Origin of the sequence: Nocardioides sp. Root240 (genome assembly GCF_001428825.1) — a bacterium.
In the GTDB taxonomy this organism is placed as follows: Bacteria; Actinomycetota; Actinomycetes; order Propionibacteriales; family Nocardioidaceae; genus Nocardioides.
The window spans coordinates 58,752-74,792 of the sequence record NZ_LMIT01000015.1 but is presented as its reverse complement, the minus strand read 5'-3'; the positions used below and the strand labels follow the sequence as shown (position 1 = coordinate 74,792).

At 69.4% G+C, this 16,041-nt stretch carries 21 protein-coding genes; 16 read left to right on the top strand and 5 right to left on the bottom strand.

All coding sequences use genetic code 11. The features are described from left to right. The 4 genes from ASE20_RS21435 to ASE20_RS21420 form a co-directional block, all read left to right on the top strand. A partial coding sequence (locus tag ASE20_RS21435; RefSeq protein ID WP_235538840.1) for an HNH endonuclease signature motif containing protein occupies positions 1-496 on the top strand: 496 nt, incomplete at its 5' end. A 76-nt stretch (positions 497-572) separates the two neighbouring features. Further along, entirely contained in the window at positions 573-791 is a 219-nt protein-coding gene (locus tag ASE20_RS21430) for a hypothetical protein (RefSeq protein WP_056896619.1), read from the top strand. Positions 792-900: 109 nt separating this feature from the next. Continuing rightward, positions 901-1,476 (top strand): hypothetical protein, encoded by a 576-nt coding sequence (locus tag ASE20_RS21425; protein WP_157538329.1) that lies wholly within the window; start codon positions 901-903, stop codon positions 1,474-1,476. 109 nt (positions 1,477-1,585) lie between these two features. Then, the gene (locus ASE20_RS21420) at positions 1,586-2,002 is read left to right on the top strand and encodes a hypothetical protein (RefSeq protein WP_056896617.1); all 417 of its coding nucleotides are present in this window, start codon (positions 1,586-1,588) and stop codon (positions 2,000-2,002) included. 22 nt (positions 2,003-2,024) lie between these two features. Here the strand turns inward: ASE20_RS21420 and ASE20_RS21415 are convergent, their stop codons facing one another. Together ASE20_RS21415 and ASE20_RS21410 are read right to left on the bottom strand one after the other, a co-directional pair. After that, entirely contained in the window at positions 2,025-2,474 is a 450-nt protein-coding gene (locus tag ASE20_RS21415; protein ID WP_056896616.1) for a hypothetical protein, read from the bottom strand. Next, on the bottom strand, positions 2,471-3,580 hold the full coding sequence (locus ASE20_RS21410) for a lytic transglycosylase domain-containing protein (protein ID WP_162260973.1): 1,110 nt from the start codon (positions 3,578-3,580) through the stop codon (positions 2,471-2,473). The genes ASE20_RS21415 and ASE20_RS21410 overlap by 4 nt, the downstream gene beginning before the upstream one ends. A gap of 168 nt (positions 3,581-3,748) precedes the next feature. Between ASE20_RS21410 and ASE20_RS21405 the strand changes: the two genes are divergently transcribed. The 8 genes from ASE20_RS21405 to ASE20_RS21370 all read left to right on the top strand — a co-directional run bounded on the left by ASE20_RS21405 (position 3,749) and on the right by ASE20_RS21370 (position 8,717). After that, complete coding sequence (locus ASE20_RS21405; protein WP_056896614.1) at positions 3,749-4,528, top strand: hypothetical protein; 780 nt, start codon at positions 3,749-3,751, stop codon at positions 4,526-4,528. A gap of 13 nt (positions 4,529-4,541) precedes the next feature. Beyond that, entirely contained in the window at positions 4,542-5,165 is a 624-nt protein-coding gene (locus ASE20_RS21400; protein WP_056896613.1) for a cytochrome c oxidase subunit 3, read from the top strand. A gap of 5 nt (positions 5,166-5,170) precedes the next feature. Further along, positions 5,171-5,515 carry a cytochrome C oxidase subunit IV family protein gene (locus ASE20_RS21395; protein WP_082612813.1) on the top strand — a complete coding sequence of 115 codons (345 nt, stop codon included), beginning with the start codon at positions 5,171-5,173 and terminating at the stop codon, positions 5,513-5,515. A 13-nt stretch (positions 5,516-5,528) separates the two neighbouring features. Next, positions 5,529-6,101: a TetR/AcrR family transcriptional regulator gene (locus ASE20_RS21390; protein ID WP_056896612.1), complete on the top strand. Its 573-nt coding sequence runs from the start codon at positions 5,529-5,531 to the stop codon at positions 6,099-6,101. Between the two features lie 76 nt (positions 6,102-6,177). After that, the gene (locus ASE20_RS21385) at positions 6,178-6,903 is read left to right on the top strand and encodes a hypothetical protein (protein ID WP_056896611.1); all 726 of its coding nucleotides are present in this window, start codon (positions 6,178-6,180) and stop codon (positions 6,901-6,903) included. Beyond that, on the top strand, positions 6,900-7,244 hold the full coding sequence (locus tag ASE20_RS21380) for a hypothetical protein (protein WP_056896610.1): 345 nt from the start codon (positions 6,900-6,902) through the stop codon (positions 7,242-7,244). Before ASE20_RS21385 ends, ASE20_RS21380 begins: the two co-directional genes overlap by 4 nt. Positions 7,245-7,265: 21 nt before the next feature. Continuing rightward, complete coding sequence (locus ASE20_RS21375; RefSeq protein ID WP_056896609.1) at positions 7,266-7,877, top strand: TetR/AcrR family transcriptional regulator; 612 nt, start codon at positions 7,266-7,268, stop codon at positions 7,875-7,877. 30 nt (positions 7,878-7,907) lie between these two features. After that, positions 7,908-8,717, top strand: a complete 810-nt coding sequence (locus ASE20_RS21370; protein WP_056896608.1) for a hypothetical protein — start codon at positions 7,908-7,910, stop codon at positions 8,715-8,717. Here ASE20_RS21370 and ASE20_RS21365 read toward each other — a convergent pair. After that, the gene (locus ASE20_RS21365; RefSeq protein ID WP_056896607.1) at positions 8,707-9,363 is read right to left on the bottom strand and encodes a TetR/AcrR family transcriptional regulator; all 657 of its coding nucleotides are present in this window, start codon (positions 9,361-9,363) and stop codon (positions 8,707-8,709) included. The genes ASE20_RS21370 and ASE20_RS21365 overlap by 11 nt on opposite strands. Before the next feature lie 108 nt (positions 9,364-9,471). Between ASE20_RS21365 and ASE20_RS21360 the strand changes: the two genes are divergently transcribed. Further along, positions 9,472-12,057 (top strand): PEP/pyruvate-binding domain-containing protein, encoded by a 2,586-nt coding sequence (locus ASE20_RS21360; RefSeq protein WP_056896606.1) that lies wholly within the window; start codon positions 9,472-9,474, stop codon positions 12,055-12,057. A 28-nt stretch (positions 12,058-12,085) separates the two neighbouring features. Continuing rightward, complete coding sequence (locus ASE20_RS21355) at positions 12,086-13,012, top strand: hypothetical protein (protein WP_056896605.1); 927 nt, start codon at positions 12,086-12,088, stop codon at positions 13,010-13,012. On the opposite strand, the gene ASE20_RS21350 is transcribed toward ASE20_RS21355, so the two are convergent. After that, positions 13,013-13,774 (bottom strand): hypothetical protein, encoded by a 762-nt coding sequence (locus ASE20_RS21350; protein ID WP_056896604.1) that lies wholly within the window; start codon positions 13,772-13,774, stop codon positions 13,013-13,015. A 72-nt stretch (positions 13,775-13,846) separates the two neighbouring features. Next, complete coding sequence (locus tag ASE20_RS21345; protein ID WP_056896603.1) at positions 13,847-14,503, bottom strand: TetR/AcrR family transcriptional regulator; 657 nt, start codon at positions 14,501-14,503, stop codon at positions 13,847-13,849. Between the two features lie 130 nt (positions 14,504-14,633). On the opposite strand from ASE20_RS21345, the gene ASE20_RS21340 reads away from it, so the two are divergent. Together ASE20_RS21340 and ASE20_RS21335 are read left to right on the top strand one after the other, a co-directional pair. Next, positions 14,634-15,362 carry a hypothetical protein gene (locus tag ASE20_RS21340; protein WP_056896602.1) on the top strand — a complete coding sequence of 243 codons (729 nt, stop codon included), beginning with the start codon at positions 14,634-14,636 and terminating at the stop codon, positions 15,360-15,362. Then, positions 15,346-16,041: a hypothetical protein gene (locus tag ASE20_RS21335; RefSeq protein ID WP_056896601.1), complete on the top strand. Its 696-nt coding sequence runs from the start codon at positions 15,346-15,348 to the stop codon at positions 16,039-16,041. Before ASE20_RS21340 ends, ASE20_RS21335 begins: the two co-directional genes overlap by 17 nt.

Below are 16,041 nucleotides of genomic sequence, written 5' to 3'. Positions count from 1 at the left end.
CCCCATCGCCCGCATGGAGGGCCACGGCCCCGTCACCACCGCCTGGGTCCGCCACCTCATCAACCACGTAGCGGGGAAGGTCCGAGTGGCGCCGGTGATCGACCTCGCCGGACTGGCGCCCGTCGACGCCTACGAGATCCCCGCACGCCTGCGCGAAGCCGTCCACCTGATCCACCCCGGCGACGTGTTCCCCTACGCGGCCAACACCTCGCGACGGGTCGACCTCGATCATCAGGTGCCCTATGCCGAAGGCGGGCCGACTGCGGTCGGCAACCTCGGCCCGCTGACCCGGACCCACCACCGCATCAAGACCCACTCCGGTTGGGAAGTACGACAACCCTTCCCCGGGATCACCATCTGGCGCGATCCCCACGGGGCCCACTACCTCATCGACCCCACCGGCACACGACGCATCACCGCAGCCCCCGACGACGACCCACCAGGACGCGTGGACATATGGACACGACAAGTCATCCACTACGGGATCGCGGCCTGACACCGAGAGCCGACGCACGCGCCCGGTCATGCCAATGAGGAATGGTCGATCTGGGCTGGCCGCATATGCTCGGGCGATGGTCAGGAGAACGCCGCACCTGTCGGAGATGGACTATCTCCGGCTGATCGAACTCCTCGCCCATGAGGTCGTGGAGGTGGCCGCTGAACAAGATTGGCTGTCCTTTGGAGACGACGGCAACTCAGACCCGAGCCCCCTCCATCGCGCGGTGGACGCGCTCGCGACCGAACTGCGGATGGTGCATCACGACGGCGATTCATGCCTTGAGCATGAGTGACCCCCAGTGATTCAGACGGCCCGATCTGCCGCCGTCGGGACGCAACGCCCGACCATTCCGCGTGACGCGCGGTCACTCAGCAACGTGGCGCGGATGGCAGGATCACCGTGTGCGAATCGTTCTCGTAGGAATCGCGGTCTGCACCCTCACAATCGCGACCGCGTGTTCACGTCCTGATGCTTCGCAGCCGGATGATTCACAGCCTGATGATCGGAGCGGCACAGCAAGCAGCGAGCGCCCGGAACGCTTCACCATCGCGCCTGACGACTATCACGTGCCCTATGCCGGGACCGCGGAGGATGGGAGGAAGTTCTTCCTGAGCGACGAACTCTTCGACATCGATGCCGCTGACGGGGAGCCTTCCGGCTTCGTCGGGTTGTTCCTCTGGAACGCAGACGGGTCGTTCGACGAGGTACGCGTGGACCGCGTCGACAGGGCGCCGGGCCTCCCGCCAGGACAGGCATCCAGCGCCGGTGCCGACGACCTCGTCGCCGAACGCCTTCGGCAGCTCGGCAAGTACCAGTTGGAGCCGATCTCCGTCGAGCCGTTCCTTGCCGTCGTGGACGGAGTGACGTTCGGCTGGGAAGTCGACCAGTACGACGACGGCACCTATTTCATCGGCATCCGGCCTGGCGACTTCATCGTCTACCACGAGCCTTGGGATGGCTTGGAGTACGACACCTGAGCCCGCGCCGGCGCAGCGCGACGCGAAGCCTGGGATGCTCGGTCCGGCCGAGCATTCAGATGTCGCTGAATCCGCCCTTCTCCAGGAGCGGAACGTCGATACTGGAGCCGTGAGGCAGCCAGACCGAGCGCCGGGCGATCTCGTCATGTTCCTGCTCAGCATCGTGGCTGTGGTCATCGGAGTGGTGGCAGCCGTCCTGTCGTTCCCCGCTTCTCAGAACAAGGGCACCCCCGGCACCTTCACGGCCCGCGAGGAGTCCTGCGACCGTCACGGTGGGTGCTGGTGGGACGGCACGTTCGTGAGCGACGACGGCCGGACGTGGTCCGACGAGAGCATGAAGAGCCAAGAGCTGCACCAGAACGGCGACAAGGTCCGGGCGCAGCGCGTCAATGGCGAGGTCTTCCGCAGGGACAGCAAGGCGTGGGTGGTCTTCTCGGTTCCGGCCACGGCCGCTCTTGCGTACGTGATCTGGTTCCTCCGCGCGCGAACGCTCTTCCGGCGAAGGACCACGCGATCCGGGGCGTAGAGCGGGCGCCGTCGCCGACTGCTCAGAACAGGGACGTCGCCGGCAGCGTGACACCGAGGTAGGCGAGCTCGGTCCGCAGGATCGCGACGCCACCCGGCCCGATCTCCCGCAGCAGCTGCGGGTCGGTCGGCGCACCGGCGATGACCAGCAGCGAGCCATGGGCGAACGCACTGTTCGCGGTCGCGAAGCTCACCCCGCCGTCGACGAACGCCGTCGCGACGGCTTGCGAGAACTCGTCGCCGAGGTCGGCGCGGACGGCGAGCACGCCGGCGTCGTAGATGATCCGGCCGAGCACGGCGGGCCGGGTCGCGAGTCCGTTCGCGGCGATGATCCGGGCGGCCGCCTCGCCGTCTCCGGCGCCGACCGCCTCGGTCGCGGCGATGCGGGCCTGGTCGGTCGTGAGCGCATCCGCGGGACGGGCACCACCGATCAGCAGCAGGGCGACGACCAGGGTGATCCCCAGGCTCTTCACTTGTTCATCAGCTCCTCGACACAGTTCTGGAAACGGGTGGGCTGCAACAGCTGGGTCAGCCCACGGACGGTGCACGCGAGCACGGCCTGGGTCCGGGTGAGCAGCTGCCGCACGGGGGCGGCCGGCTCGGGCTGCGCGGGCGTCGGGGCCGGCTGCGGCGACGGCTTCGGGGCGGCGGGCTTCGGCGGGGCGGGCTCGGGCCGCGCCTGCCGCACCGGCTGCCGCGCCGCGTGCGCGGTGGCCGGACGCCCCTCAGGGGGAACGGCGGTCAGGCCGCCCGACGGTACGCCGAACCCGGCGGCTGCCAGCGGGGAGAGGCTCGCGGCGGCGTAGGACCTCGTCACCGACAGCACCAGGTCGGCGTAGCGCTGCGAGTGGTTGTAGCGGAGCACCGCCTGCCGCTGGCCGGCCGGCGTGGAGAGGTCGCCCTCGCCGGAGCAGAGGTAGACCGCGGTCGCGAGTGCGGCGTCGTCGACGTCCTGCGGGTTGCGCACGCCGTCGTCGTCCGCGTCGACGCCGACGACTCCCCAGGTGGTGGGGATGAACTGCATCGGGCCGACCGCACGGTCGAAGGCCGGGTCGCCGTCGTACCGACCGGCGTCGGTGTCGGAGATCCGGGCCGTTCCCCTGCTGCCGTCGAGGCGGAGACCGACGATCGACGGGCGCGCGACGCCGTCGGCGCCGAGCACGCTGCCGCCGGTGCGGCCGTGGTCGGACTCGACCTTGCCGATGGCGGCGACGAGCGGCCAGGCCAGGTGGCAGTCCTCGTCGGCGGAGCCGATGACGACCGCTGCCCGCTGATACGCCGCGAGGGCGGTCGCCGGGATCGGAGCGGCGGCGGCAACGGGGCTGATGATCGGGAGCACGCCGCGGGGCGTGCGCGGGAGCGCGACGCTCGCGGGCGGCTCCACCGCCCGGTCCGGTACGGCGACGGGATCCGCGACCGCGGCGGGGGCAGGGGCCGGCCGCGGCTCCGCAGCCACCGGGACACCACCGGCACCGGCCACGCTGACGGTCCACGCCGCCGAGGCCAGCGCGACGGGCAGCAGCACGACGGCGCGGTGCACCGGGATCCGTCGGGCCGTCGCGGAGCGGTTGTCGTTCATCGTCATCTCCCCATGAGACTGTTATTTGAATCACAGAGTCTCATAAATGCCGGAAGGCTGTCACGACCCGTTCCGATCTTTTTTGAGATACGACATCTCGACAACTCGTGTCCAAGTGTCGTAGCGTGACGGACGCCACTTCCACGACCGTCCCCGAGGAGCACGCCCATGCCAGCCGCCCCCAGCCTCTTCTCCGAGAAGAGTCAGCGAGCCATCCTCTGGTGGGGCATCGGCCTCGCCGTCGTGTACGCCGTCGCGCTGATCTTCCTCATGAAGATGGTCCCGCCGCCGGACGCCGACTGGTCGGCCGAGCGCGTCGCGGAGTTCTACCGCGACAACAGCACCTCGATCCGCTGGGGCGCCGTGATCAGCGGCTGGACCGGCGCCTTCATGATGCCGATCCTCGCGGTCGTCGCGATCCAGATGGCACGCGTCGAGACGGGCGGCGCGAAGATCTGGGCGGCGCTCTCGCTCGTCAGCGGCGCGGTCATGTCGATCTGGCTGGCCCTGCCCCCGATCTTCTGGGGCGCCGCAGCGTTCAGCGCCGACCGCAACCCCGAGATCACCGCGATGACGCACGAGATCGGCCTGCTGACCCTCGTCACGACCGACCAGTTCTACGTCTTCCTCTGGGTCGGCGTGACCGTCCTGTGCCTGCGCCCCGCGACCCAGCTCGTCAAGCACAACCCGTTCCCCCGCTGGTGGGGCTACCTGTCGCTCTGGATCACGATCATGTTCGAGGCCGGCGCGTTCGCCTTCGTCCCGAAGACCGGCCTCCTGTCCTGGAACGGGCTGCTCGTGTTCTGGTCGCCCCTGAGCCTGTTCGGCGTCTGGATCTCCATCCAGAGCTGGCTCCTCTTCCGCGCGCTGCGCGGCCAGGAGGCCGAGAAGCTCGCCACCGGCACGACGGGCGCTCCCGTCAGCGAGCCCGCCGAAGCGCTGCTCTGAGAGAGGACCCGACATGACCGACATCGACCTCGAGGCACGGCCGGCCACCACCTCGCCGCCCAGCACCCGCCGTACCCGCCGCATCCCCGGCGAGGAGGGCACCTGGATCTTCATCTTCGGCGACATGTGCGTCTTCGCCGTCTTCTTCTGCGTCTTCCTGCACGCCCGCATCTCCGACCCGGTCGGCTTCGCGCGCGACCAGGCCGAGCTCAACCAGAACTTCGGCGCCATCAACACGGTGCTGCTGCTGGTCAGCTCCCTGTTCATCGTGCTGACGATGCGGGTCATCCACTCGTCGAACGCAGTGATGCGCGCGAAGGCACCTGTCTTCATCGCCGCCGCCTGGCTGTGCGGCGCCGGCTTCCTGGTGATCAAGGGCTTCGAGTACGCCGAGAAGGTCCACCACGGCATCACGCCACAGACCAGCGACTTCTTCATGTACTACTTCGTGCTGACCGGCCTGCACGCCTTCCACCTCGTGCTCGGCCTGGCCCTGCTGGTCGTGCTGTTCGTGATGTCCCGCAAGCCCGAGCTGTCCAAGGGCCAGTTCGCCTTCTTCGAGGGCGGCGCGTGCTTCTGGCACATGGTCGACCTGCTCTGGCTGGTCCTGTTCCCCCTGATCTTCCTGGTGAGGTGACCACGATGGAGACGAGCACCACCCCCGCCCCGAGCACGTCCGAGACCTTCGACGCAGCCCACCCCGACGTCCGTACGCCGGCCGAGCTCCTCCGCTCGTCGGCGAGCGCCGTCTGGGTCTTCCTGGTCCTCGCCACCGTCGTCTCGTGGGCGCTCGGCACCGACCACGGCTTCGTCGAGAGCACGAGGACCGCCAGCCTGATCGTGCTGGTCGTCGCGTTCGTGAAGGTCCGCTTCGTCGGGCTGTACTTCATGGAGCTCAAGGACGCGCCGCTGCCACTGAGGGCGCTGATCGAGGCGTACTGCCTCGTGGTCTGCTGCCTCACCATCGGCTTCTACCTCGCCGGCTGACTAGCATCTGCGCATGGACGCCGCGACCGCCACCCTGGCCCGGGCCGCCCGCGAGACCTTCGCCCGGTACGGCGTGCGCCGGGCCACCATGGCCGACGTCGCCCAGACCGCGGGCGTCGTCCGGCAGACGGTCTACAACACGGTCTCGAGCCGGGAGCAGCTCATCGAGCTGGCCATCGTGCAGTGCTGCGAGGAGCTCAAGGAGAGCCTGACCGCCGCCGGTCGCGACGACCCCGAGGACATCGACGAGGCACTCCTCGCGTTCCTCCTCCGGGCCGTCGCGACCGCATCGACCCACACCGAGCTCAACGACCTGAACGCCGCGCTGCCGCCGGCCCGGGTCGAGGAGCTGTTCGGGCACTCCCACCCGATCGAGGAGCTGATCCGTGAGACCGCGCGGCCGGTGCTCGAGCGCGCCCTCACCGCCGGCCGCCTGCGGCCGGGGGCGACGGTCGACGAGGCCGGCCGGTGGATCCAGGGGATCCTCACCTTCGCCCTGCTGCACGATGCCGAGCTGGCCGCGCCGGGCGAGCTGGAACGGGTACTGCGCACCTTCGCGCTCCCCTCCGTCCTCACCGGGCACTGATCGTCCCGGCCCCTTGCCAGCGACGTCCGTCACCCCTACCTTTAGAGAGTAACTACTCTCTAAATTCGGAGGATCCATGGACCCGTACGCCGTCTTCGACGCCCTCGACGACAACAAGGTCCCGGTCTTCGCCCTGGCCTCGCTCGCGATGATCGGCAACTACATCTGGTTCGCCGGCGCGATCGCCGCCCAGAAGCGCGACGGCGTCTACGCCATCCCGCTCTTCCTGACCTTCTTCTGGTTCGCCCACGACTCGTCGTACGTCCTGCACTTCGACCGGTGGTTCAACGAGTACGACCACTGGTTCCCCCAGCTGTTCTGGGTGCTGATCATCGCCACGGTCTGCTTCGAGCTCTACTACATGTCCCAGACCCTGCGCCTGGGCAAGGACGAGCTCGCCCGCGGACTCACCGACACCCAGTTCCGCGTCGGCTTCCTGATGAGCCTGGCGGCGATGTACGTCGCGTGGCTCTGGCTCCAGCAGTCGATGCAGGACCCGGTCTACCTCGACATCTTCGCGCTGACCGTCCTCAGCTACCCCTGCCTGGCGATCGGCATGATGCTGCGCCGCGGCGACCGCCGCGGGTTCAACGGTGTCATGTGCGCGGGCTTCCTGATGATGACGGTCTGCTACTTCACCGCCTCGACCTTCTTCTTCGGTCCCTACTTCCAGCGCACGGAGTACTACCTCGTCGGGATTGCCTCGTTCGTCACCGCCGTCGCGATGACCTGGGTCTACCTGCACCTGCCGCCGGCCCGCGCCGAGGCGGTCACCGCCGAGCGGACGAAGGTCACGGCGTGAGCCCCCGCACCGGGCTCGCCGCCCACCGGCTCGCCCTCGGCCTCGTCGCGGTCCTCGCGCCGCGCTTCGCAGGCCGGCTCTTCGGCCTCGACTTCGCCGCCCACCCGGTCGGCGCCGTGCTGACGCGCCTGATGGCCTCCCGCAACATCCTGCTCGGCGTGGGGCTCCTGCTCGACGACAGCGAGCGGATGGTCCGGCTGAACCGCGCCGTGGACGCGATCGACCTGGCCACAGTGTCCGACGAGACCCGCCGCCGCGCGATCCCGGTCCGGGCGACGGTCGTCGGCGGGCTCACCGCCGGCTCGGCCGCACTCCTGGGCCGGGCCGCCGCGGCTCGCTGATCCCGCCTCTAGGGTTGCTGCGTGCCCGACCCGTCTCGCACCCCGACCCGCCGACCCCGCCGCAGCTCCGCGGAGGTCCGCGAGCTGATCCTCGGCGCCGCGGCGGAGCTCTTCGCCGAGAAGGGCTTCGCCGCGACGACCACCCGCGAGATCGCCGAGCGCGCCGAGGTCCGCGAGACCACGATGTTCCGGATCTACGACTCCAAGGAGCACCTGTACGACGAAGCGGTGCTCCGCCCCTTCACGGACTTCCTCGACTCCTTCACCGAGCGCTGGATGGCGACCGCGGCGCCGGTCGGGCATCCCGCCGAGGTGCTCGAGCAGTTCGTCACCGAGCTGCACGACCTCGTCTCCGGGAACCGCGCCCTGATCGCCGCCCTCGACTGGAACCAGGCCACCGCCGCCCATGCCCAGGCCTCGCTCGACCACCTCGAGTCCGTCGGCCGCGCGATCGCGGAGCGCTACGAGCTCGACTTCGACGTCCCCGTGGCGATCCGGATCGCCACCGCCTCCGTCGTGGCCACGACCCTGCTCGAGGACACACTGTTCCCCGAGGACCAGCGGGGCGAGCGGCTGCGGAAGGAGCTGGTCCGGATGCTGGTCGGCTCGACGCTGTACCGGCCGACCCCTTGACACCCGCTAGAGAGTGATTACTCTCTAACTATGACCACGCTCGCCGCGGCGCGTCCCGCCACCCAGCCGTTCATCCCGACGCCCTCGCGGCTCGCCCAGAAGCTCTGCATCTGGGCCGGCCCCGTCATGGGCGTGCTGTTCGTGATCGGCTTCCTCATCGCCGGGTTCTTCCCGCCCCCGTCGCCGAACCAGACGGCGGCCGAGGTGGCCGCGATGATCGACCGCGACCGCACGGCGATCCGGTTCGGGATCGTGCTCTGCCTGGCCTCGTGCGGGCTGCTGATGCCCTTCATGACCGCCTTCACGATCCAGATGCGGCGGATCGAGGGCAGCCGGCCGATCCTGGCCTACACCCAGCTGGCACTCGCCACGATGGCGACCGTCGAGTTCGTGATCCCCTACGTGTTCATGCTGGTGTCGACGTACCGCGCCGACACCGACCCGGACGTGACCCGCGCGCTGTTCGACATCAGCTGGTTCTTCTTCCTCGGCGTGATCTGCACCTTCGTGCTGCAGCTGGCGATCTTCGGCGTCGCGATCTTGATGGACAAGCGCGAGCAGCCGATCTTCCCGCGCTGGCTGGGCTACACGAACCTCTGGCTGTCGCTGATGTTCACGCCCGCGAGCTTCATCGTGTTCTTCAAGGACGGCCCGTTCGCGTGGAACGGCGTGTTCGTGTGGTGGGTGCCGGTCACCGCGTTCCTGGTGTGGTTCCTGCCCAACTTCACGATGCTGCTCAAGGCCGTCGACAAGGACGACCTGGCCCCGAGCGAGCAGCACCCGACGTTGGCGGCCGAGGTCGCGGAGCTGCGCAGGCGGCTGGACGCGCTCAGCCGCTGACGGCGGCGCGGCGGGCCTCCATCCCGTCCAGCAGCGCCTCCACGCCCGCCAGCCAGGCCCGCCGCGACCAGTGCGCGGCGTAGTCGGCGCCGAGGGCCCGCAGGTGCGGGAACTCGGCGCCGTCGAGATCGGCGAGGCGGCCGTAGGAGTCCCCCAAAGGCCCGGAGCGCAGCGTCGCGCCGACCGTGAACCCGAGAGTGAGGGCGACCAGGGCGCCCAGTCCGTCGACGACCGTGTCGTCGTCGAATCCCTCGGCACCCAGGACCGCAACCAGTCGCTCCCGCGTGCGGTCGAGCAACGGCATGTGCTCGACGCCCACCGACAGCAGCTCGAGAAGGCCCGGGTGCCGTTCGATGGCGCCGCGCAGGGCGTCGAGCTCGGCGAGCATCGTCGCTCGCCAGCCGAGCCCGTCGGGGACATCCGCCTCGAGCCCTCGCAGCACGTGGGCAGCGAGCCCTGAGACCAGCTCCTCCTTGTTGGCGACGAAGCCGTAGACGGTCATCGCGCCGACGCCGAGGGCGTCCGCGAGCCGGCGCATGCTGAGCGCGGCAAGTCCCTCCGTGTCGACGAGGACGACGGCCGCGTCGAGGATCTCCTCACGCGTGAGGACGCGGCGAGTGCGCCGTGCCGCTCGTTCGGACGCCATCGCGCACCTCCTGGATCTTTTTATTGACTCTGCGTCTCAGAATAGCCTAGTCTCCGTACACCCGTACGGATTCGTACGAGTGTACGGACGCTTTCACCAGGAGCCACCATGACCGAGCTGGTCCTCCCCCTCGCCGACTGCACGGCCGACCTCTCCGGTCAGGTCGGGGGCAAGGCGATCGGCCTGGGTGCGCTGCTCCGGGACGGCCACCCCGTGCCCGCGGGCTTCACGGTCACCACCGCCGCCTACCGGGCCGCACTCGGCGCACTGGACGAGCAGATCGCCGCCCTGGTGCCGGCATCGGAGGGCGCCACGAACGACCGGGCGGCGTCCGACGCGATCCGGCAGCTCGTCGAGGGGCAGGCGATCCCGGACGCGGTCCTCGATGCCGTGCGAGCGGCCTACCTCGCCCTCGACCCGGCCGGCGAGGTCCTCGTCGCGGTCCGGTCGAGCGCGACGGCCGAGGATCTGCCCGACGCGTCGTTCGCCGGGCAGCAGGACACCTACCTCGGCGTGCGGGGAGCCGACGCCGTCGTCGCGCACGTGCGGCGCTGCTGGAGCAGCCTGTTCAGCCCGCAGGCCATCGGCTACCGCCGCCGGTTCGGCATCGCCCCCGACGACCTGGCGATGGCGGTCGTCGTCCAGACGATGGTCGGCGCCGAGGCGGCGGGCGTGATGATGACCCTCGACCCCACCGACGGCGACCGGAGCACGGTCTTCATCTCCGCCGCCCACGGGCTCGGCGAGGGCGTCGTCAAGGGCGACGTCGAGGCTGACAGCACGTGGGTGGACAAGGCGTCGCTGGCGGTGCGCGCGAGCGAGGTCCTCACCCAGACCACCCGCCACCGGTACGACGAGGCGTCCGGCACCGTCGTGGTCGAGCCCCTCGACCCCGACGTCGGCAGGACCCCGGCGATCACCGATGCCGAGGCCTCGGAGCTGGCCGCGATCGCCCTCCGCATGGAGGAGGCCCAGGGTGTGCCCCAGGACCTCGAGTGGGCGGTCGGACGCGACCCGGACGGCGCGCGCACACTGTTCCTCCTCCAGGCTCGGCCCGAGACGGTGTGGGCGAATCGAAGCCCCCTGGCCGTCGTACCTCCGGCCCTCCACGACACCTCCCGCCCCGACTCGACCTGGACCACGACCAACGTCGGCGAGTCCGTTCCCGGCATCCCGACCCCCCTCGGATGGTCGATGTGGAAGGTGGCGGGCGAACACGCCATGCGATCGGCCTTCCATGCGATCGGCGCGCTCGACGACGCCGAGCGCGAGCTGCCGGAGGACCCCGAGGACTGGCTGCTCGCGATCTTCCACGGGCGCGCCTCCCTCAGCGTGAGCCTGGTGTGCGAGTGGACCGAGCGGGTCCCGGGCACCGATCCGGCCGCCGCGGCGCAGCAGATCTTCTCCGCGATCCCACCGGGCTACGTGTCCCGGAGCCAACGTCGCTACTACCCACGGGTGCTGGCCAAGGCCGGGCTCCCGCTGCTGCGGGTCAAGCGCATGGTGCTCGATGACCGGCGCGACGCCGAGGCCTTCCGCAGCGCGACCCTGGCCGAGCTGCCCACCGCCGACGAGAGGCGGACACGGCAACTGCTCGAGGACGCGCTCGCCATGCACCGTCGCTGCCTGTCGACGCAGACCCTGCTCACCATGGCGGTCTGCCAGCCGATCACCGACAGGTTCCTCGCCCTGGCCGCGTCGGTCGGCATGTCCGGCGAAGAGCTGATGGCCGGGTACGGCGGCCACGACGAGACCGCCGCCGTCACCGACCTCTGGGCGTGCTCCCGTGGGCGGCTCGACCTCGACACCTTCCTCGCCCGCCACGGCTTCCACGCCTGGCAGGAGGGCGAGCTGTCCTCGCGCAGCTGGCGCGAGGACCCGACACCCGTGCACCACCTCGTCGCGAGCTATCGGAGGCAGGACGACGCGGCGGACCCTGCGTTGGCCGAGGTGGCCCGCAGCGCGCGTCGCACCGAGCTGGAGCGCGAGTTCCTCTCCCGCCTGTCACCCCTCGTCCGCCCTGCGGGGCGCCTGGTCCTGCGGCTCACGCACACCTTCATCCCGCTGCGCGGCATCGCCAAGGGATCGTTCGTGCAGTCCCTGGACGTGGTCCGTGCAGCCGCGCGCCGGCTCGGCACGCTGCTGGCCGAGCGCGGCATGCTGGCCGACCGGGAGGACGTCTTCTACCTGACCCTGCCGGAGCTCCGTGGCGGCGAGGTGCTCGACACAGCGGTGCCGGTGACCGAGCTGGTCGCCGCCCGTCGGGCCGAGCGGGCCGGGTACGAGGGACTGCGGGTCCCGAGCGCCTTCACCGGCGTGCCGGACGCCTCGCCCGTCGTACCGGTGGCAGGGCGGGACCTGATCGTCGGCACCGGCGCCAGCCCCGGCGTCGTCGAGGGCCGGGCCCGCGTCGTCACTCGGCCCGAGGACGCGGTCGTCGACGACGGCGACATCCTCGTCGCGCGCGACACCGACCCCAGCTGGGCGTCCTTGATGTTCCTGTCGTCGGCGCTCGTCGCCGACATCGGCGGCGTCATGTCCCACACCGCGATCGTCGCCCGCGAGCTGGGCCTGCCGTGCGTCGTCAACGCCGGCGACGCGAGCAGCACCCTGACCACCGGCGACCTGATCCGCGTCAACGGCTCGCAGGGCACCATCGAGGTGCTCGAGCGAGCCGTGCGGCAGGACGCCTGACCCACCCGCACCCCATCGAGGAGCCACCATGAGCACGACCACCGCCTCCCCCACCCAGCTTGCCGAGTACCGGCGTGACCCGGTCTGGGGCGGCCAGAGCCACCCTGCACGGGTCACGATCGAGGACGGCGCGGCGCCGTGGAAGGACCACATCTACGTCGCCTTCTGGGACACCACGCACCAGGCCTACGGATTCCTGCACTGGAACTCCTCGCCGAACCACGACACCACCAAGGTGCAGGCCAACCTGTCGCTCGGCGGTCAGCGGATCGACATCATCGAGCCGCTGGACCCGCAGGCCGACCACTTCTCGAGCGACTCCGCCGACTTCGACCTGAAGGGCAGCATCGAGTACCACCACGACCGCCTCACCGGCCGGCTCACGATGACGCCGCTCTTCAGCATCATCGACTTCGGCCCGGGCGGATCGCTGCCGACCCTCGGCGAGAACGCCCCACTGGAGCACTTCGAGCACGGCCTGCGGATCGCCGGCACGCTGACCCTCGACGGCGTCGACCACGTCATCGACGCGGTCGGCTTCCGCACCCGCACCTGGGGCTTCCGCGACGACTCCCAGCAGTTCACCGAGTACTACTTCCTCTGGGCGTCGTACGCCGACCACGCCGTGGGCTTCATCAAGCAGCTCCACCCGGACGGGTCGCAGCGGACCGGCGGCGCGGTGGTGCGTGAGGACTCCGTGACCTACATCGACGACGTGCACCTGGTGAAGAACCGCGCAGGCTTCGCCCAGCGGGTCACCGTCGACCTCGCCGACGGGACGAACCTGGTGCTCGAACGCGGCGAGGAGGCGTGGGGCGGCTGGTGCCCGATCGGCCTTCCCGAGCGGGAGGGCCCTGCCTTCAGTGCGTACGACGAGATCGGCGCGTGGGTGGATCAGTCCGGCGAGAGCGCCTACGGACTGTCGGAGTACGGACAGATCCGCTTCGTCCACTGATCAGGCGGGCACCAGCTCAGGCGTCGCACCCACGGCGGCGAGCTCCTCGTAGTACCTCTTCTCGGCCTGGATCGCCTTGTAGAACTGCCACCAGGTGACCAGCAGGAACGGGACGTAGGAGCCGACCGGCAGGTAGAAGCCGATGGCGCCGTTCCAGGCGAACGGGCCGTCGAAGAAGAAGATCGCCAGGATGCCGGTCGAGCCGACGACGGCCATCCAGAGGTTGAGGTAGTAGAACCAGCGCGGGAACACCTGCGGGCCCTGGCGCTGGCTCAGGCCGGCCAGTCCGAGGCAGATCAGCTGCATGCTGAAGGCCGGGAAGAAGAGCAGGAACTCGATCCACGTCATGTCGCTGATCAGCTGGACCAGCTCCGGCGAGCGGTCGGCGCGGTAGTAGGCACCGGCCCAGAAGATGAAGGGCAGGATGAACGCGACGGCGTTCACCGCGCCGGCGACGAGCGAGAGGATCGACCACACCGGGAACCGGCGGCCCTCCTCCATGCGGGCGATCTGGACCGCGACGAGCGTGGACCACGGCACGAGGAGGGCGGCGCCGAGCAGGCCGACCACGATGCCCGTCTTGACCAGGTTCAGGTGGTCGCCGTACTTGGTCATCAGCTCGGCACCCGAGAGCTCCGGCGACGGCGGCGGGATGAACCCTGACAGCGGGGCCAGGCCGACGAAGAAGAGGACACCGAAGCCGATGCCACAGACCCACAGGCCGAGCTGGACCTTGTGGTGGATGAATTGCGAGGGGTGCACGGCGTTCTCCCTACGTACCTTCAATAATTGAGACGATCAACGTCAAAAAGGTACCGCACGTCACACGATCCGTCACGCCTCGCGGTGGGCGACTCCGTTGAGCAGCATCTGGGTCAGCTCCTCGACCTGGCGCGCCCGCCCCGGACGACGCTCGCCGGCCGGGAACACCCACTCGTCGAGGACGACGACGGCAAGGATCGCGCCGAACGCCACCGCCACCGTGACAGGCGGATCGATGATCCCCCACGAGCGGGCATCGCGATGCTCCACCAACAGCTCCCGGACCAGGGTGAGCAGCTCCGCGAGCTGGTCGACGACCCGGTCGGCCACCTCCGCGAGCGCGGGGTCACCCCCCTTGGTCCGCGCCGCCACCAACGTCCGCAACACCTCACGGTGCTCGAGCGCGAGGTCGTAGAAGCCCTTCACGAACGTGTGCGTCAGCTCGTACTCGTCGGCCGCCGCCAGCGGCTCCGCTCGCCACGACGCCGCCCACGCATGGGCGAAGGCAGTGAACGGCGCGAGGATCGACGCCTCGAAGATCTCGGCCTTCGACCCGAAGTTGCGGAAGATCACCGGCTCCGCGACCTGGGCGCGCTCAGCGATCTCGCGGGTCTTGGTGCCGTGATAGCCCCGCTCCGCGAACAGCTCGCTCGCAGCCTTCAGCACCAGGTCGCGGACCTCGAACGGAGCCCGCCGGGTCCTTCGCACCCGCTTCGCACCGTCGACCATCGCTCACCGCCCTCCGTCACGGAGAACCCTACGGCGTCCCCGTGAACTATTTCGAGAACAATTGTTTCAAAACGTGCCCGACCTGTTCTAAGTTAGTGCCACTTACTAGTGCGACACCTGGAGAGCAACCATGGAACCCAAGCGCGGCATCGACTCCACCCTGATGAAGGCGGCCGTCTGGTCGGGCATCGTCCTGATCGTGGCGATGGTCATCGCCCAGGGCCTGCTGATGCACTTCATCCCTGCTCCCTCGCCGGCCCTGTCGGCGCAGGAGCTCGCCGACAAGTTCATCGAGCGCAAGAACGAGATCCGCCTCGGGGCTCTCCTGCAGTGCATGGCCTGGAGCTTCTGGGCGACCTGGACGATGGCCATCACCGTGCTGATCCGCAGGACGGAGGGGGCCTTCCCGATCCTCACCTACTGCTCGATCGCGCTCAACGGCGGCGGCTACGTCTTCTTCATCCTGATCCCGATGACCTGGGCGGTGATCGCCTTCCGGCCGGAGACGCTCGACCCGCAGATCATGCAGATCATGAACGACTGGGTGTGGTTCGACTTCCTCTTCACCTGGCCACCGTTCGCGGTCTTCATGATCATCATCGGCATCGCCATCGTGAAGGACCGCACCGCACCGGCGATCTACCCCCGCTGGGTCGCGTACCTCAACTTCTGGTGCGCCATCCTGATCTTCCCTGCCGGCCTGATCGCGTTCTTCCACGACGGGCTGTTCGCCTACAACGGCGTCGGCGCCTTCTGGATGCCCTTCTTCGTGTTCTTCGGCTGGATGGTCGCCATGACCGTCGTGACCCTGCAGTCCATCAACCGGCAGAAGGCGGCCGGCCTTGCGACCGTCGCTTGAGCGAGCCGCCGCCTGGTGCGGTCCGGCGTTCCTGGTCCTCTACGTCGTCGCCTTCATCGGGATCGCCCGGTTCGTGCCGCCGCCCTCGCCCGCGATGTCCGCGGGCGAGGTCGCGGAGCTGTTCGACGACCACCGGTTCGGGATCCGCGTCGGGATGGTGCTGTCCCTCGTCTTCAGCACGCTGCTGTTCCCGTTCTTCGCGGTCATCTCGGTGCACATCGCACGCATCGAGCGCGGGCGGCTGCTGGCGCTGGTGCAGTTCGGCGGCGCGACCCTGCTCGTCGTCTACTTCCAGCTCTGCTCGATGATCTGGATCACCGCGACCTTCCGTGAGGAGCTCGGGGCGGACACGGTGCGGATGCTGTCGGACTTCGGCTGGCTGTGCTTCGTGATGGTCTTCCCGGCGTACGTCTTCCAGCTGTCGTGCGTCGCGATCGCCTCCTTCATGGACCGCTCGGAACACCCGGTCTGGCCACGCTGGGCGGGATTCCTCAACCTCTGGATCGCGCTCTCGGGAGCCGGAGGCGGCCTCGCGGTCTTCTTCAAGACCGGGCCCTTCGCCTGGAACGGCGCCGTCGGGTTCTACCTGCCCGTCGGCGCCTTCGTCACCTGGCTGTTCGTGATGACCCACCTGATGCTGCGCCACGCGGGGCGGCACAGCGACCCCCGGGAGGCCTGA